This is a genomic window from Streptomyces sp. NPDC096046, assembly GCF_040303285.1.
GTDB lineage: Bacteria > Actinomycetota > Actinomycetes > Streptomycetales > Streptomycetaceae > Streptomyces.
Map to the genome: position 1 here is coordinate 14,053 of NZ_JBEOSZ010000069.1, position 14,002 is coordinate 28,054.

The window sequence follows — 14,002 nt, forward strand, 5'->3', positions numbered from 1 at the left end:
CAGGAAGATTCATGCGTCCTACCATCATTCTCCTCAGTTCTCCAGGGGATCATCAGCACGTCGTGGCCCGCCTGCAGCAGGCTGGCACTTACAGCGGAAGGGAATTCTTTGATCGGCTAGATCGGGGGGAATGCAGCTTCGGCGTAGACGCGTCAGGTGATGTTCTTGATGAGTTCGATCAAGAAGAAGTGAATGAGATTCGCCAGAAGATTGGCGAATTCCAGGCGATCACAATTGAATACTCCAGAGTATCTTGCATTCGAGATCTCCTTGGCGAAGTGATCCAGGGACTCTCAGGCCTACTAGACACAAATCACGGGGAGCTTATTGAATATGGAGATGTTCTAACACGGTTCCAGAAGGAACCTCTGTGGGATTGGCGACTCACGGTAGGCGAATAGTCTCTGCAGGTGGGTGCGAGAAATATGGGAAGGGACAGGTTCATCCGTCGCCGTCAGCTGGCAAGCGAGCCGAGCTGTTCTTGGACGTGGAACACTTGTACTCCGCTAGACCAAAGGGTGCCCTAGGACGATGACCAGTAGACGCAGACTCTTAGCCGCCTCAGCGGCAATGGCCGCTGGAGCCGGCGGTCTCACCGCTGTCGGTGCCACGGCCCTGCGCAACGGCTCATCCGAACGGCAGGAGAACGAACCCGCCCACCTGCGCGGCGCGGCGCCGCTGCCGTTTGCACAGTTCATCTCATTCGACATCACCTCGGAGGGCGCACGCGCCGACGCGCTGCACGCCGCGCATCGCGCCATCGCGGCGATCGACGGCGGTAGCGTCGCCGCCTGGCTGGCGCTTGGCGAAGGCGCCTTTACCTCTGGCGCAGACAAGCCGCGGTATCTGAAACGGATGCCCTCGTTTGTAGGTGACGTACTGGACCCCGTCCAGTCACACGGCGACCTCTTACTCCACATCACCGGATCATCAGCCCGCGCTGTGCGGCAGGCCGCCGGGCAGACGCTGCATGCGCTGCCACGCCAGCAGGTGCGCTGGCGTGCGAACGGCACCCGTCTCGAAACCCGCACCGAGGCCGGGCGAGGCCTGTCCCGTAACCCGTTCCACTTCACCGAAGGGCACGGAAACCCCGCCACGGCGGCTGAAACCGCCGAACGGGCGAACGTGAGAGCGGGTCGGGGTGAGCCGTCCTGGGCAGTCGGTGGCAGCTATCAGGTGATCCGGATTATCCGGCTCGCCACCGACTTCTGGAACCGGGACACCGTCCACGAGCAAGAACGCATCACCGGCCGCCGCAGGAACGGGCGATGGCTGGACGGCACACCCAGCTCTGAGCGGGCCGCCTTTGCCACCGACCCCCACGGCAAGATCACCCCCCTCGACGCACACGTGCGCAGGGCTGCGCCCAACCCGCGTACCCCTCCCCCGATGGTCCGGCGCAGCTACAACTACGACCGGGGCTCTGACGACCAAGGGCTGATCTTCTCGTGCTTCCAGAGTGACTTGGAGAAGGGTTTCGAGGCGGTGCAGCGCAGGCTCCAGGGCGAGGCGATGGCCAAGTACACCCTCACCACGGGAGGCGGCTACTTCTTCGTCCCGCCGCCCGGAGACGCCTGGCTCCGCGCGCTGACACAGAAGTGATTGGCTGGATCATTGCTGCCAGGGCACTGCGGGGTTTCGTCGCTGTGCATAGCGGGCTCCTGCGGGTGGCCCGGGCTCACAAAGCGCCGGTTTTGACGATGAGGTCGGCGAGCGGCTGCTTCTCGACGTAGCGGAGGGCAGAGTGGGGATTGCTGATGCCGTTGCTGACGGGTTCATCGCGGACGGCCGGGGCGACGGCGGCCAGTCCGCTCTGGGCGACGATGTCACCGGCGGCGTGCAGGTTCAACCATTCGATGCCGTCGGGTAGTTGGAGGGCGGCATCTTGGCCCAGGAAGTGGCGGATGGTGGGCCAGGCGAGGGGGGAGCCGCAGGTGACGAGGATGGTCAGACCGTCGGGGCCGGGGCCGGGGCCGGTGTCGTCGCGGGTGAGCATGTCGAAGGCGATGACGCTGCCCAGAGAGTGCGCGATGACCAGGCAGGGGCCGGGGCGGTGCAGTTCGGTTCGGACCTCGGCGCGGGTGAAGCGCAACCGGCGCTGTGAGGCCCGGTACGCTACCCAGCGCAACCACATCATCGCCAAGAAGCTCGTTGCTACCGCTGAACGCACCTCGCGGGGTATCGGTGCGGAAGACCTGACTGGTATCCGGCAGAGGGTTACGGCCAGGAAAGACCAGCGGGCACGACTGCCCTGGGCCTTCGCCCAGCTCAGCGCGTTCGTCGAGTACAAAGCGAAGCGGGCGGGTGTGCCGGTGGTCCATGTGGATCCGCGCAACACCTCCCGCCAATGCTCCGAGTGCTGGCACACCCACCGATCGAGCACGTCTCACTCTGCCTGCAAGCCCGGCCCTTCAGGACCGGGCAGTTGACGCAAAAGCGCTCACCGGTGAGGGTGAGCGCTTTGTGCTGCCGTGAAGCGCGGTGAGGCGGTTCGCGGCGGCCGGCCCGCTGCAACGGGTCCGGCCCGGGGCCCGTGGGTGTTGAACAGGTGCGGCCGTGGGCGATGCGGTCGTCGCATTAGACCTTCGTGCATGCTGCAAGGCTGGCGATGAACTGCGAGGGTTTTGCTGGACAGTCTGAGAGGGCGTTTATGCAGTTCAAGGCAGGTAAGCGGCTTATGTGAGTGCCCCGTTTCGGCGCGGTTCACCCTGTAGGTTCCGAATGCCACCCGGCAAGGCGCGACCCCCGTCGCCTGTCTCATCCGCTTCTGGTGTTGGAAACCCGTCTGACGTAGAGATACGGCAGAAACTCCCACCCTCCTGCGGAACGGAACCTTCCGGGAATGCCCATGCTCACGCTGTGCCGTGAGTGAGCGCAAGCCGTACCCCAGCGACCTGTCCGACGCCCGGTGGGCCCTGATCGAGCCGACGTTGACGGCCTGGCGGAATGCCCGGCTCGAACGCAGGCCCACGGGTCAGCCGGCCAAGGTCGAGTTACGCGATGTGTTCAATGCGATCCTCTACCTGAACCGCACCGGAATCCCCTGGAAGTACCTCCCACACGATTTCCCAGGCCACGGAACCGTCTACTTCTACTACGCCGCCTGGCGTGACGAAGGAATCTTCACCCAGCTCAACTACGACCTGACCGCGCTCGCCCGCGTGAAGGAGGGCCGCAAGCCCGAACCGACCGCCTCGGTGATCGACACTCAGAGCGTAAAGACCTCCACCAACGTGCCCCTGACCAGCCAGGGAACCGACGCCGCGAAGAAGATCGTCGGCCGGAAGCGCGGCATCCTCACCGATACGATTGGCCTCATCCTCGCCGTGACCGTAGCCGGCGCCGGCCTCTCCGAAAACGCCATGGGAATACGTCTCCTCGACCAGGCCAAGGAGACATACCCCACCATCGCGAAGAGCTGGGTCGACACCGGCTTCAAGAACGCGGTCATCGAACACGGTGCCACCCTGGGAATCGATGTCGAGGTCGTCAACCGCAACCCCGAGAAACGCGGCTTCCATGTCGTGAAAAGGCGCTGGGTGGTAGAGCGCAGCATCGGCTGGATCATGATGCACCGCCGCCTCGCGCGCGACTACGAGACCCTCACCACCAGTTCCGAAGCCATGATCCACATCGCCTCGATCGACAACCTCGCCAAGCGGATAACGGACGAGACCACACCAACCTGGCGAGGAACCTACTAGGGCATACAGGGCAATGCGCCTAGATCAAACGCCCTCTGAGAGCGGGTGTAGCGGTGGCGCTGCCAGAACGGGAACGTGCCGCCGATCGTGCCGCGGGCGCCTTCCCAGACGCGGTGCCCGGCGTAGCGCTCGTAATCCCAGACCTCCTTGGCGAGCCGGGCCTGGGACATGGTGCCGTTGTCGAGCTCGAAGAGGCGCACCTCGCTCGTCTTGGTCGGCCACGCGAGGACGGCGTCGGTGTTGAAGCTCAGGCCAGTCTCCTTGATGGCGTGGTTGACCTCCACCTGCCAGTCGGTCAGATGCTTGCGACCGCCGAAGGCGAGGATCATGTCCGTCACCGCGACGCCGTGCGGACCGAACCCGGCGCGAACGGCCTTCGCTCCGGTGCCGGCCTTCGGTCGGGGAGGCAGCTCGTTGCCGTCGGCCAGAGCCTTCTGTCCCGCCGGGGTCAGGTTCCAGATCGGGTGCCTTCCGTCCTTGCCGTTCGTCTCCGCCAGCCCGAGCTCTGCCAGTTCCTCCATCGCCCTGCGCACGTACGACCGGCCGTCGGCGTCTTCCTTCGTGATCACCTGAGCCATCTGCCGGACCGTGGCTATCCGCACGCATCCCAGCATCCGCAGGACATCGGCACGTACCTTGGCCGCGGGGGTGGACTTCTTCCCCTTCGCTGACGTCTCAGGGGAAGGGAGAGAGGTGTCAGCGTGCCGGGAGGCCCCCTGGCGGGCGGTGTGAGCTGCGGTGATGGGCACGACGTTGGAATCGTTCGCGGCACCGTTCACGGCACTGGATTCCGGGCCGCCCGGAGGCCGCTCAGCACCCCTTGTCCAGGTCGGGCGCGGTTCCGGTCCGGGCTGCCGGGCGCTGCTGGTGTACGTCATGACAAGGCTCCTCACGCAGATGGCGCGGGGGTCCGGATGGAAGTCCCCCGTCACCTGGTAGAGGTGTGGCGAAACTTGGCGGTGTGACACTCCACCGAGTGCCGGACCGAGCCGTGATCATCAGGCAGGCGCGATCTGGCCCCGAAGCTGGTCCCCGACCTGCAGCGACCAGTTCGGCTGAGACGTGAAGATGCCGAGAATCTCAGATGATGTGGTCCTGGGCAGGGGAATGCCGGATGGTGTCGCAGCTGATCTGGTCCGGCTCCGCCGAGACCGTCGGGTTGTTCTCGCGGGTCGAAGAACGCGCCGAGGAGACGGTTGAGTGCGGTTACGGCTGTGGGGTCGGCCTCCTGCATGAGCGGCTGGACCCATCGCCCGGGGGCTCGGTGGCGGGCGAGAATCGGCTCGCGGCGGAGGCGACTGCAACGGCTGTAGTCAGGGGACTATGGGCTGGTCGGCCAAGTAGCTCGGCGAGGTCGGGGGAGGTGCCGTCCAGGAAGCCGTGCCGGATGCCCGTGGCGATCGAGGCGAGCATGGGCGGCTGGAACGGCAGCAGCCCTGGTGTCTCGTCGAGGAGCCGGCGCCGGTACTCGCCCACGCTGATGGTGTGGTGCGGGACCCCGAGCCGGTCAGCCACCTGCACTGCCGTGATCGGCGTGCCGACGAGGTCGTAGACGCGCTCCCTGTGCCGTGCCGGATTCGCCGCAACGTTCGCCGCGGCATCAGCGAGATCCTCTCGCGCGACCGCAGCCAGGGCGCCGTCGCCGAATGCGGACTCCATACCTTCGTCGGACCACGTCAGGAGACCACCGAAGAGTTCGGCGTAGAGGCCGTTGCGCAGGATCGTCCACGGCAATCCGCTCGCCCGCACCAGTCGTTCGGTTGCACGGTGCGCGAGCGCGAAACCGAGATGGTCGCCGGCACCGGTCAGGCTCGTGTAGACGACGTGGCGGACGCCGTCGCGGACGGCGGTGTCCAGGGCCGCCGCGTGCCGCCCGATGACCTGGTCGTCCTCGGCATAGCCGGCGGAGATCAGCACCAGCGTGGACACCCCGGCGAGGTCGAGGCTCACGCGGTCGTCGAAGTCGAGACGCCGCATCCCCTCCTCCGGCGTGCGGCTGCCGCCCGTCGCGACGACGCCGCGGTCGCGCAGTGCCGCCAGAGTGGCAGAGCCGAGGTTCCCGTTCGCTCCGGTCACCAAGATCATGTCAATCGCAGTCTTCCGTCGTGGTTCTCATCGGTAACTACGCTTGATCCTTGACCGCACGCCCGCCGGCGACAAGAAGGCAGTTCGATGTCACTCACGCACACCGGGGTAACCACCACCCCCGCCGAACTCGACCCCTGCGGAGGCGAGGACCACCCCGACTGCGGCATCCGCGACGTCCTGGACCGCATCGGGGACAAGCGGTCGGTGCTCGTGATCGTCGAACTCGCGGGTGGGCCGCGCCGGTTCCGCGAACTGCAACGTGCCATTGACGGCATCTCCCAGCGCATGCTCACCCTCACGGTACGGAGGCTCGAACGCGACGGCCTCGTGCTGCGCACGGTGTATCCGACCGTCCCCGCCCAGGTCGACTACCGCCTGACCGACACCGGGGCCGGCCTGCACCCACGGGGTGCGGTACTTCCACGGCTGCTATTCCGTCGGCGACGACCGGCTGTGGGGCGTCAACCGCCGCAAGAAGGGTGCGGTGAACACCCTGGCCGCACTGAGGTCGATCCGGGCCGCGCGCCCGGACGGCGCCCCGATCTACGTCATCCTGGACAACCTGTCCGCCCACAAGGGCGACAAGATCCGTCGCTGGGCGAAGAAGAACCGTGTCGAGCTGTGCTTCACCCCGACCTACGCCTCGTGGGCCAACCCGATCGAAGCCCATTTCGGGCCACTGCGGCAGTTCACGATCGCCAACTCCAACCACCGCAACCACAGCGTGCAAACCCGGGCCCTGCACGCCTACCTGCGCTGGCGAAACACCAACACCCGCCACCCCGACATCCTCGCGGCGCAGCGTCGCGAACGTGCCCGCATCCGAAGCGAGAAGGGCATCCGCTGGGGCGGACGTCCCTTGCCGTCGCAACCTGAACGATCTGACGAATCCATGCGGTCGCGGCCCGAACGTGCAGCAGAGAACCGGACAGACGAATCACTCGCGCATACGGCCTGACGCGGGCGAGGCGAGCATCGCTTCGAGGATGCGTTGCAGCTCAACGCGGTCCTGGGGGGTGACCCTCGCCAACCTGCGGTCGTACTCCGCCGCGAGAGCTGCAAGTGCTCGATCGCGTGCTTGCGTGCCCTCAGCGGTCAGTACGAGCCGATGACGCCGCAAGTCCGCCTCGTCGATCTCGCGGCGGACAAAGCCCTTGGCGACGAGGTTGCGAACGTAGACCGTCACGCTCGCCTTGGGCAGCAGCAGCGCAGTCGCGATCTCAGCCGGGTACGGCGATGCCTCCACCTCGGCCAGGACGAAAAACTCCTTCGTCTCCAACCCGAGCTCGGCCAGCTCCCCCGTGCAGGCATCCATCACAACACCCAGCAGCCGCTGGTTCAGCGTCCACAGCTGCGCCCCGTCGACTGACATCGACCCTCCATCCAGGTGATACAGTTTCGTATTAGTTTCAGATCGTACAAGATATTGTTTTGTACTGGACTCCTATGGAACAACAATCTCACGAAGGAAGCCAGGCATGCTTCAGCACCTCACGATCCCGCGCGGTCCCATCAACCTCGCCGCGGACCTCCACCTGCCCGACAACGCCGACAGCAGCGCACCGCTGCGCGCCGTGGTGCTCTCCACCCCAGGCAGCAGCGTGAAGGAGCAGATCGGCGCCAACTACGCCTCCCGTCTCGCCGCCCGCGGCATCGCGGCGCTCGTCCTCGACCCCGCCTATCAGGGCCAGAGCGAGGGCGAGCCCCGCGACCTCGAAGACCCCTACCGCCGAGGTGAGGACATCTCCTACGCCATCGACGCGCTCACCACGACCTCCGGCATCGACCCGCAGCGCATCGGCGTCCTCGGCATCTGCGCCGGTGGCGGCTACGCCGTTCACACCGCCCGCACGGACCACCGCATCAAGGCGGTCGGTACGGTCGTCCCCGTCAACATCGGCGCCGCGTTCCGCAGCTTCTCCCCCGACGGTCCGGCCGCAGCACTCGACGCTCTCGCGGACGCACGCACCGAAGAGGCCCGCTCCGGCGAGATGACCCGCGTGAACTGGCTGCCCGACACCCTCGAGGACGCCGCGGCAGCGGGCCTGACCGACATCGACACCACTCAGGCCATCACCTACTACCGCACCGAGCGCGGCGGTAACGAACACTCCACGAACCGGCGCCTCTTGCGCAGCGACTCCCACCTGCTGGGCTACGACGCGTTCCACCTGGCCGATCAGCTCATGACCCAACCCCTGCAGGTCATCCTCGCCGGACGCATCGGCAACACCGGCTCCTACGACACCGGCATGCAGTTGTGGAAGCTGGCCCCCGACCCCGTCGACCTCATGGTGATCGACGGCGCCGGCCACTACGAGATGTACGACGAACCCGAATACGTCGACGCTGCCGTCGAACGACTCGTCAGCTTCTATGCGAACAACCTGTAAGGCATACGAACCGGCGAACCTATGCGGTCACAGCACTAGCGAACCAGATCACCGGAGACCACAATCGAATCGGACCAGATCACCTGAGACGGGGACCAGATCCTTGGAGACGGGACACGAGCCGTGATCATCCGGTGGGCGCCGCTGTCCCGTGACAGCGAACTTGGATCATTTGTCACCGAAGTTGGACCGGCTGATCACCAGCCGGGTGACTCGTGCGGTGGTCATGACTCGGTTCGATGCCAGGATGCGTCAGGCCTGGTGGGTACGGCGTCGGGGGCGAGCCGCAGCGCGTACACCGGTCGGCTCGCCGGGGACGGGGCCGAGGTATTCGTGCCCGGCCATGTGGTACCACCAGGCCGGGAGGTCGAGGGGCGCGGCCGGGTCGGTAGCGAGGACGTGGATGACCGTGCCAGGCCTGGCGGTGGCGATGCGGGCGCGCAGGCGGAGCAGGAGGGTCACGCAGAGCAGGCCAGTGCCGTCGACGGTGATGTCCGCGGCCGGTATCGGTTCGAGGTTCACCGAGGAAGGGTCTGGGTGACGCGCCACAGGCGGCGGGGCAGGTTGCCTTCCTCGAAGGAATGGACCTCGTTCAGGGTCCAACCCGCGGCGAGGGTGTCGACCAGGTCGCGGTCGAAGAAGTGGACGGCGAAGCCGCCGTGCTCGTAGATGTCGTCGCCGTGCGCGGTGCCCGTGCCGTAGTGGGCGTCGCCCGTGTGTCGGACGGTGTAGAGGAGTACGCCGCCGGGCCGCAGGACACGGCGGATCTCGCCGACCGCCGCGTGGATCTCCTGGGTGAACAGCGCCATGCACAGCAGCATGTGCGCGAACACGGCGTCCACGGAGTCGTCCGGCAGCGGCAGCGCCTCACGGACGTCGTGGACGGCGGTGGTGACCCGCCCCGCGACGTCCTCGGCGCGGGCGGCCTCCTGCAGCTGCTCCAGGCCGACGGGACTGAAGTCGGTGGCCCGCACGGTAAAGCCCTCGCGAGCGACCTGGGTCTGCGACCTCCCTTGGCCTGTTACCGGGCTGGCGAGGCCACGCCTGCCATGACCCGGCCGGGGGGACCCTCCGGACAACGGTGCACGCGTCCTGCACGGCTCAACGCTCTTGGGGCGACTCAGGTCATCGAGGCGTCAACCGGCGGCGTCACTACTCGTCCACGTCAGCACCGGGCACCGCAAGGCGCAGCGGCCCCAGATCCCCATAAAGGGCGGCATGGAAGGCCGCGGCGAGCTGGCGGGCCCGCGCCTCGCTCGGGACGCCGTGCAGCATGAAGTAGACCGGGCCTGCAAAGGCGTCCGAGCCGGCCTCCCGCTCGTGGACCAGGCGGACGATGGCGGCCCGCATGGCGACGTTCACAGCATCGACGACGACGTGGCCCGGGCCGGCGGTCAGCGCATCCGCCTTCACCGTCCACCGCTCCCCCTCGCGTTCAATGCCCACGAACACAGCACGCTGAGCCTTGGCCACCCGGTAGACAGGATCGAACCGGTCGGTGGCATCCGGAATCAGATGGCCAGGGCAGGGGATCGGCAGCTGCTGCATAACGGGCATCGTGCCAGGAATCAGCCTTATTCGTCGCAAGCGTCCCGGAGAGGCGCGGCCGGTACCGGGGATCGGGGCGCGCTCGCTGGTGTTGCGCGTCGGCGTCCCCGCCGCGCCGGGGCCGCCGGTGGTGTGGCGGCCGGGGTGGGGGCGGGGATCAGGCAGCGGTGGTGTGCTGGGAGACGGTCAAGTGGGCCTGGCTCATACCGTCTCCTGTCCGTCCGAGGTCGGCACTCGCCACTCGAGGCCACCCCCACGCAAACGTACGCCGCACCACAGTGTCAACCGCTCCCCGGTAGAGATCCTGACGGTGGCAGCCTTGTCGATCGCCGCGAGATTGAAGCGGTGCGGGCTTAGCACCGTGGCGGGTCGGTCCGGTCGGCGTCGGCTCCTCGCGTGGCCTCCGCTGCCAAGGTGGTGACCGAGATCCGGTCGTAGACGGCGCTGGAGTGGACAGCGGAACGCCGGACGCGCCGCACCCGTAACGCGCCTGCAGACCTCCGGCACGGCCGCCTGTCCGAGTCCTGCTTGCCCACCCCTTCCGGCGCTTTGCCGCGGTAACTGGCGGTGATCTGCCCAGTCGAGCACGCGAGGCCGCAGGAGGAGTGCCGGAAGGAGATAAGTGATGCTGCCGCCGATCTGGCGTTCACCGCGGCATTGGCGTTGGGACGTGTGGTCGATCTAGGCTGCGTCGGTTCGTGCCGCTCGCGGCGGCCCATCGACGGAGAGGAAAGCCGATGACGCAGCAGGCTTCGGCGGCCCACCCGGCGCCCGGGCGGCGCCCTGAGCTGGTCCCGGACCCGGGTGTGGAGGTGGCCCGTATTGCGGCGGTACGCCGCTACGACATTCTCGATACTCCGCCCGACGGTGCGTTCGACCGGGTGGCGGCGATGGCCGCCCGCCTCTTCGATGTCCCCATGGCCACGGTCACGATCGTGGACACCGACCGCATCTGGTTCAAGGCCGCGCACGGCCTGGAGGGCGTCAAGGAGATCGGCCGCGATCCGGGCCTGTGCGGCTCAGCGATCCTGCGCGATGACGCGCTGGTCATTCCCGACACCCTTCGTGATCCCGTGGCGGCGGACAATCCGCTGGTCGCCGGAGAGATGGGGGTGCGCTTCTACGCCGCCGCACCGATCACCACCCCCGACGGCCACCGGCTGGGCACGGTCAACGTCCTCGACACCAAGCCGCGCTCCATCACCGAGAACGACACCGCCACACTGGCCGACCTTGCCGCGATCGTGCTGGACGAGATGGAGCTGCGGCTGTCGGCGCTGCGCGCACTACGCAACGAGCAAGAACGGCGGGAGGCGGAACGGGCGGCGCGGGAACAGGCGGAGAAGGACAAGACCGCCATCGCCGCGTTCGCCTCCACCCTCCAGCGCACCCTGCTGCCCCCGGCACTTCCCGTGGTGCCCGGCCTCGAGCTGGCCTGCCACTATCACACCGCCTCCGTCCACGATGTGGGCGGCGACTTCTACGACGTCTTCCCCGTCGACGGCGGCCGGTGGGCGTTCTTCCTCGGTGACGTGTGCGGCAAGGGCCCCGAGGCGGCGACCGTCACCGCCCTGGCCCGCCACACCCTGCGCGCCGCGGCCCAGATCGACCCGGAACCGGTCACCGTTCTGAGCGCGCTCAACACCGCCCTGCTCAGCGACGTCACCGCCGGAAGCCGCTTTTGCACCGCCCTCTTCGGCCTCCTGGCACCACAGGAGGCCGGCGGCTTCACCGTCACAGTGGCCACCGGCGGCCACCCGCCGGCCTACCACCTGCGCCCCGACGACAGCGGCGCGGTATGGGTCAAGGCGGTCCGACCCAAGGGCGGCATGCTCGTCGGAGCCTTCCCCCAGGCACGCTTCGCTCAGGCCACCTTCTCCCTGGCCCCCGGGGAGGGCCTGTTCCTCTACACCGACGGGCTGACCGAAGCCCACACCACCCAGGACGCCATGCTCGGCGAGGACGGCCTGACCGGCTTCCTCCACCAGCGCACCGGGCCCGTGACGGCCGCCTCCCTGGTCGGAGACGCCGTCACGTTGCTGGCCTCTCTGCCCGAGGGAGCCGGCGACGACGTGGCCCTGCTGGCCCTGTCCGTGTCTGACGCCGAAACCGCACCCGATGCAGGGGTCGCCGCCAGCGCCCACACGACCGCCGCACCCGACTTCGGCCAGGAGTGATGATCGACGTGACCCGCACACTTCACCTGACCGTTCAGCACCCCAACCCCGGCCTCGCTATCGCCACGGTCGTCGGGGATGTGGACATGCAGACGGCGCCCACCCTGCGCTCCGGGGCCACGGAGATCATTCGACAAGGACACCCGCGCCTGACCCTCGACCTGGCACAGGTCGGCTTCTGCGACTCCGCAGGTCTCAGCGCGATCATCGGCATCTGGCACGCGGCCCAGGAAGCGGGTGGCTCGCTCAGCCTGGCCGCCGTCCCCGACCGCCTGATGCGCATGCTCCGCATGACCGGCGTCGACTCACTCCTGCCTGTCCATGCCACAGCCGCCGACATGACCGACAGCCCGCCCGCCTCCGCAAAGAGGTAAGCAACTTCTGGTCTGCCAGACCCAAGGCCGGTGCGGCGATCCAAGGGGCATGCACGAGCTGGTCCGGGCGCCAGGGCTTCGGCGTAGTTGTGTGACGCCCGTTTTGTGATCATGCGAGGCCGAGGAGTGAGAGCGGGCGGCGAGGGTCACGGGCGTTGCGGCGAAGACCTGCCGCGATGTTCTTCGCTCCGGCTGCCCGGAGTGCCCCGATAGCGAGGTTGCGCCAGGTGGCCATCGCGCGGGGCGCGTTGCCGGTCCGCAGTTGGGAAGCGTCCTCGGCGAAGGTGGTGTCGCGGACGTGGTGCAGGGCTCCGATCGTCCAGTGGTCGCGGACGAGTCGGGCGAGCTGGGCCGGAGTGGCCTGCTCGGCGGTCAGGCTGGTGACGGCGTAGACCGTCTTGACGGTGGTCTTGCCGGTCTTGCGGTCGGTGCGCCGGCGCTTGATCTGGACGGCCTGGCGGGCTCCGGGGAAGAGGAGGCTGTTCACGGTGGCGACCTTGATCCGGCGGATCTCGGAGCGGCCGTGGCCGGTTCCCCGGGTGCGGCCCTGAAGCGGGATGTCCTTCCAGGGAAAGGACTTGAGCTGTCGCCGCAGCTTCTTCTGGTTGCCCTTGCCGATCACGATGTAGTGGGCGGCCCGGTCGAGGAGGTAGTCGGCGTGCTCGCGCTGGGTGTGCATGGCGTCGCTGGTCACGACGACTCCTGCCAGGTCGGCGAGGGCGTCCAGCAGTGGCTGGAAGCAGGTGATCTCGTTCGTCTTCTCGCCGACGTCCATCTGGGCCAGGACCAGACCGGTGGCGTGTTCCAGTGCGGCGAGCAGGTGGATCTTGCGGCCATTCGCTCTTGCCGCGCCACGCAGGCTTTTGCCGTCCACTGCAAGGCCACGCAGCCCGGTCGCCTTCGGGAGACGGTCGGCGAGCCAACGTCCGACTGCCCGGTCCAGAGCGTCGCCGTCGACGCGGGGCCAGCAGCCGGCGGACCGTGCTCTCGGCGGGCAGCACCCGCATGGGCAGGAGCGGATCGGGGTTCGCACCGACCTGTTCCAGCACATGCCCAGGGGCGTCGGCGATCCATTCACCGACCGCCAGCAGCGAGGTCGCTCCGGCCAGCACCGCGCACGCGGTGAGAGCGAGCACGACGGCCAAGCGGTGGCGCACCCCGCGTGGGTCACGCGGGTCCGGCACCTCGGCCAGCCGTTCCAGCAGGCCCGGGAGCTCCTCGGGTCCGACCCGCGGATTCTCGCGCAGTTGGTCAAGGGCAGGCGGGATCAGAGATGATGCGTCGGCAGGCACGGTCTTCCACTTGGATCACGGGGCGTAGAGAACTCCATGATCTTGGAAGCCGTGCCTGTCACGTTCCGAGAACACCGCCGCTGAGCTGACAGTCCGCCACGAACCGGGCATCACGCGACTACGCCGAAGCCCTGGGTAAGACCGTCCAGCCGTGGCCGCAGGTTTTCGTGCCAGTACCAGTCCAGTTGCTCCGCGAGCCGCTCGCTTCTCGTCATTTCCGCACACTACATACAACGGAGACCTGGCTGTGCCCCTCGCGGACGCCGTCGCCGGTCGTGAGCCGCGAGCGGCTGTTTGACATGAACAGCCCGGCTGGCCGGGTTGGGTTCAATGAGCGTTTTCAGCGTTGCCTCTCCAGGGTGAGGACGGCTTTGGCGATGACGGTCATGCGGTTCGGGCTGATGCGGGATCTGCGGAAGATCTGCC

14 protein-coding genes and 6 pseudogenes are annotated in these 14,002 nt (G+C 67.6%); 9 read left to right on the forward strand and 11 right to left on the reverse strand.

The genetic code is table 11. From position 1 onward, the window contains the following. Positions 1 to 11 precede the first annotated feature (11 nt). Positions 12 to 401 (forward strand): hypothetical protein, encoded by a 390-nt coding sequence (locus ABTX62_RS35095; RefSeq protein ID WP_352119978.1) that lies wholly within the window; start codon positions 12 to 14, stop codon positions 399 to 401. Between the two features lie 130 nt (positions 402 to 531). After that, a complete protein-coding gene (locus ABTX62_RS35100) occupies positions 532 to 1,602 on the forward strand; it encodes a Dyp-type peroxidase (protein ID WP_352119979.1) in 1,071 nt (356 codons plus the stop codon). A 76-nt stretch (positions 1,603 to 1,678) separates the two neighbouring features. Here the strand turns inward: ABTX62_RS35100 and ABTX62_RS35105 are convergent, their stop codons facing one another. Beyond that, positions 1,679 to 2,128, reverse strand: coding sequence for a hypothetical protein (locus ABTX62_RS35105; RefSeq protein WP_352119993.1), 450 nt, complete (start codon positions 2,126 to 2,128; stop codon positions 1,679 to 1,681). Between ABTX62_RS35105 and ABTX62_RS35110 the strand changes: the two genes are divergently transcribed. Both ABTX62_RS35110 and ABTX62_RS35115 read left to right on the forward strand, forming a co-directional pair. After that, positions 2,031 to 2,429 carry a zinc ribbon domain-containing protein gene (locus ABTX62_RS35110; protein ID WP_502998070.1) on the forward strand — a complete coding sequence of 133 codons (399 nt, stop codon included), beginning with the start codon at positions 2,031 to 2,033 and terminating at the stop codon, positions 2,427 to 2,429. The genes ABTX62_RS35105 and ABTX62_RS35110 overlap by 98 nt on opposite strands. 435 nt (positions 2,430 to 2,864) lie before the next feature. Then, on the forward strand, positions 2,865 to 3,704 hold the full coding sequence (locus tag ABTX62_RS35115; protein WP_352119980.1) for an IS5 family transposase: 840 nt from the start codon (positions 2,865 to 2,867) through the stop codon (positions 3,702 to 3,704). Here the strand turns inward: ABTX62_RS35115 and ABTX62_RS35120 are convergent. After that, entirely contained in the window at positions 3,701 to 4,582 is an 882-nt protein-coding gene (locus ABTX62_RS35120) for a replication-relaxation family protein (RefSeq protein WP_352119981.1), read from the reverse strand. The genes ABTX62_RS35115 and ABTX62_RS35120 overlap by 4 nt on opposite strands. A gap of 328 nt (positions 4,583 to 4,910) precedes the next feature. Beyond that, the gene (locus ABTX62_RS35125) at positions 4,911 to 5,789 is read right to left on the reverse strand and encodes an NAD(P)H-binding protein (RefSeq protein ID WP_352119982.1); all 879 of its coding nucleotides are present in this window, start codon (positions 5,787 to 5,789) and stop codon (positions 4,911 to 4,913) included. 87 nt (positions 5,790 to 5,876) lie between these two features. Here ABTX62_RS35125 and ABTX62_RS35130 point away from each other — a divergent pair. After that, a pseudogene (locus ABTX62_RS35130) lies at positions 5,877 to 6,137 on the forward strand (winged helix-turn-helix transcriptional regulator); the annotation flags it as partial. Further along, positions 6,113 to 6,654 (forward strand): annotated as a pseudogene (locus ABTX62_RS35135) (transposase); the annotation flags it as partial. The pseudogenes ABTX62_RS35130 and ABTX62_RS35135, both read left to right, overlap by 25 nt. 75 nt (positions 6,655 to 6,729) lie before the next feature. On the opposite strand, the gene ABTX62_RS35140 reads toward ABTX62_RS35135, so the two are convergent. Next, a complete protein-coding gene (locus ABTX62_RS35140) occupies positions 6,730 to 7,164 on the reverse strand; it encodes a MarR family winged helix-turn-helix transcriptional regulator (RefSeq protein WP_352119983.1) in 435 nt (144 codons plus the stop codon). Positions 7,165 to 7,270: 106 nt separating this feature from the next. Here ABTX62_RS35140 and ABTX62_RS35145 point away from each other — a divergent pair, with 106 nt between their 5' ends. Continuing rightward, positions 7,271 to 8,185: an alpha/beta hydrolase gene (locus tag ABTX62_RS35145; protein WP_352119984.1), complete on the forward strand. Its 915-nt coding sequence runs from the start codon at positions 7,271 to 7,273 to the stop codon at positions 8,183 to 8,185. Positions 8,186 to 8,437: 252 nt separating this feature from the next. Here ABTX62_RS35145 and ABTX62_RS35150 read toward each other — a convergent pair whose 3' ends face one another. The 3 genes from ABTX62_RS35150 to ABTX62_RS35160 form a co-directional block, all read right to left on the reverse strand. Continuing rightward, positions 8,438 to 8,707, reverse strand: a complete 270-nt coding sequence (locus ABTX62_RS35150) for a sulfurtransferase TusA family protein (protein WP_352119985.1) — start codon at positions 8,705 to 8,707, stop codon at positions 8,438 to 8,440. Further along, positions 8,704 to 9,264 (reverse strand): class I SAM-dependent methyltransferase, encoded by a 561-nt coding sequence (locus ABTX62_RS35155; protein ID WP_352119986.1) that lies wholly within the window; start codon positions 9,262 to 9,264, stop codon positions 8,704 to 8,706. Before ABTX62_RS35155 ends, ABTX62_RS35150 begins: the two co-directional genes overlap by 4 nt. 73 nt (positions 9,265 to 9,337) lie before the next feature. Then, positions 9,338 to 9,733 (reverse strand): hypothetical protein, encoded by a 396-nt coding sequence (locus ABTX62_RS35160; RefSeq protein ID WP_352119987.1) that lies wholly within the window; start codon positions 9,731 to 9,733, stop codon positions 9,338 to 9,340. 737 nt (positions 9,734 to 10,470) lie between these two features. On the opposite strand from ABTX62_RS35160, the gene ABTX62_RS35165 reads away from it, so the two are divergent. Both ABTX62_RS35165 and ABTX62_RS35170 read left to right on the forward strand, forming a co-directional pair. Continuing rightward, positions 10,471 to 11,910 carry a PP2C family protein-serine/threonine phosphatase gene (locus tag ABTX62_RS35165; protein WP_352119988.1) on the forward strand — a complete coding sequence of 480 codons (1,440 nt, stop codon included), beginning with the start codon at positions 10,471 to 10,473 and terminating at the stop codon, positions 11,908 to 11,910. An 8-nt stretch (positions 11,911 to 11,918) separates the two neighbouring features. After that, positions 11,919 to 12,284: an STAS domain-containing protein gene (locus tag ABTX62_RS35170; protein ID WP_352119989.1), complete on the forward strand. Its 366-nt coding sequence runs from the start codon at positions 11,919 to 11,921 to the stop codon at positions 12,282 to 12,284. 268 nt (positions 12,285 to 12,552) lie between these two features. Here ABTX62_RS35170 and ABTX62_RS35175 read toward each other — a convergent pair. The 4 pseudogenes from ABTX62_RS35175 to ABTX62_RS35190 form a co-directional block, all read right to left on the reverse strand. Continuing rightward, positions 12,553 to 13,335, reverse strand: a pseudogene (locus tag ABTX62_RS35175) (ISAs1 family transposase); the annotation flags it as partial. Beyond that, a pseudogene (locus ABTX62_RS35180) lies at positions 13,307 to 13,576 on the reverse strand (transposase family protein); the annotation flags it as partial. The pseudogenes ABTX62_RS35175 and ABTX62_RS35180, both read right to left, overlap by 29 nt. Positions 13,577 to 13,710: 134 nt before the next feature. Next, positions 13,711 to 13,791, reverse strand: a pseudogene (locus ABTX62_RS35185) (DinB family protein); the annotation flags it as partial. 125 nt (positions 13,792 to 13,916) lie between these two features. Beyond that, positions 13,917 to 14,002 (reverse strand): annotated as a pseudogene (locus tag ABTX62_RS35190) (IS5/IS1182 family transposase); the annotation flags it as partial.

Excerpts from the sequence above, each read along its gene's own strand:
- ABTX62_RS35165 (WP_352119988.1), top strand. The coding sequence starts at position 10,471 with ATGACGCAGCAGGCTTCGGCGGCCCACCCGGCGCCCGGGCGGCGCCCT.
- ABTX62_RS35095 (WP_352119978.1), top strand. The coding sequence starts at position 12 with ATGCGTCCTACCATCATTCTCCTCAGTTCTCCAGGGGATCATCAGCAC.
- ABTX62_RS35145 (WP_352119984.1), top strand. The coding sequence starts at position 7,271 with ATGCTTCAGCACCTCACGATCCCGCGCGGTCCCATCAACCTCGCCGCG.
- ABTX62_RS35125 (WP_352119982.1), bottom strand. The coding sequence starts at position 5,789 with ATGATCTTGGTGACCGGAGCGAACGGGAACCTCGGCTCTGCCACTCTG.
- ABTX62_RS35160 (WP_352119987.1), bottom strand. The coding sequence starts at position 9,733 with ATGCAGCAGCTGCCGATCCCCTGCCCTGGCCATCTGATTCCGGATGCC.
- ABTX62_RS35120 (WP_352119981.1), bottom strand. The coding sequence starts at position 4,582 with ATGACGTACACCAGCAGCGCCCGGCAGCCCGGACCGGAACCGCGCCCG.
- ABTX62_RS35100 (WP_352119979.1), top strand. The coding sequence starts at position 532 with ATGACCAGTAGACGCAGACTCTTAGCCGCCTCAGCGGCAATGGCCGCT.
- ABTX62_RS35140 (WP_352119983.1), bottom strand. The coding sequence starts at position 7,164 with ATGTCAGTCGACGGGGCGCAGCTGTGGACGCTGAACCAGCGGCTGCTG.
- ABTX62_RS35110 (WP_502998070.1), top strand. The coding sequence starts at position 2,031 with ATGACCAGGCAGGGGCCGGGGCGGTGCAGTTCGGTTCGGACCTCGGCG.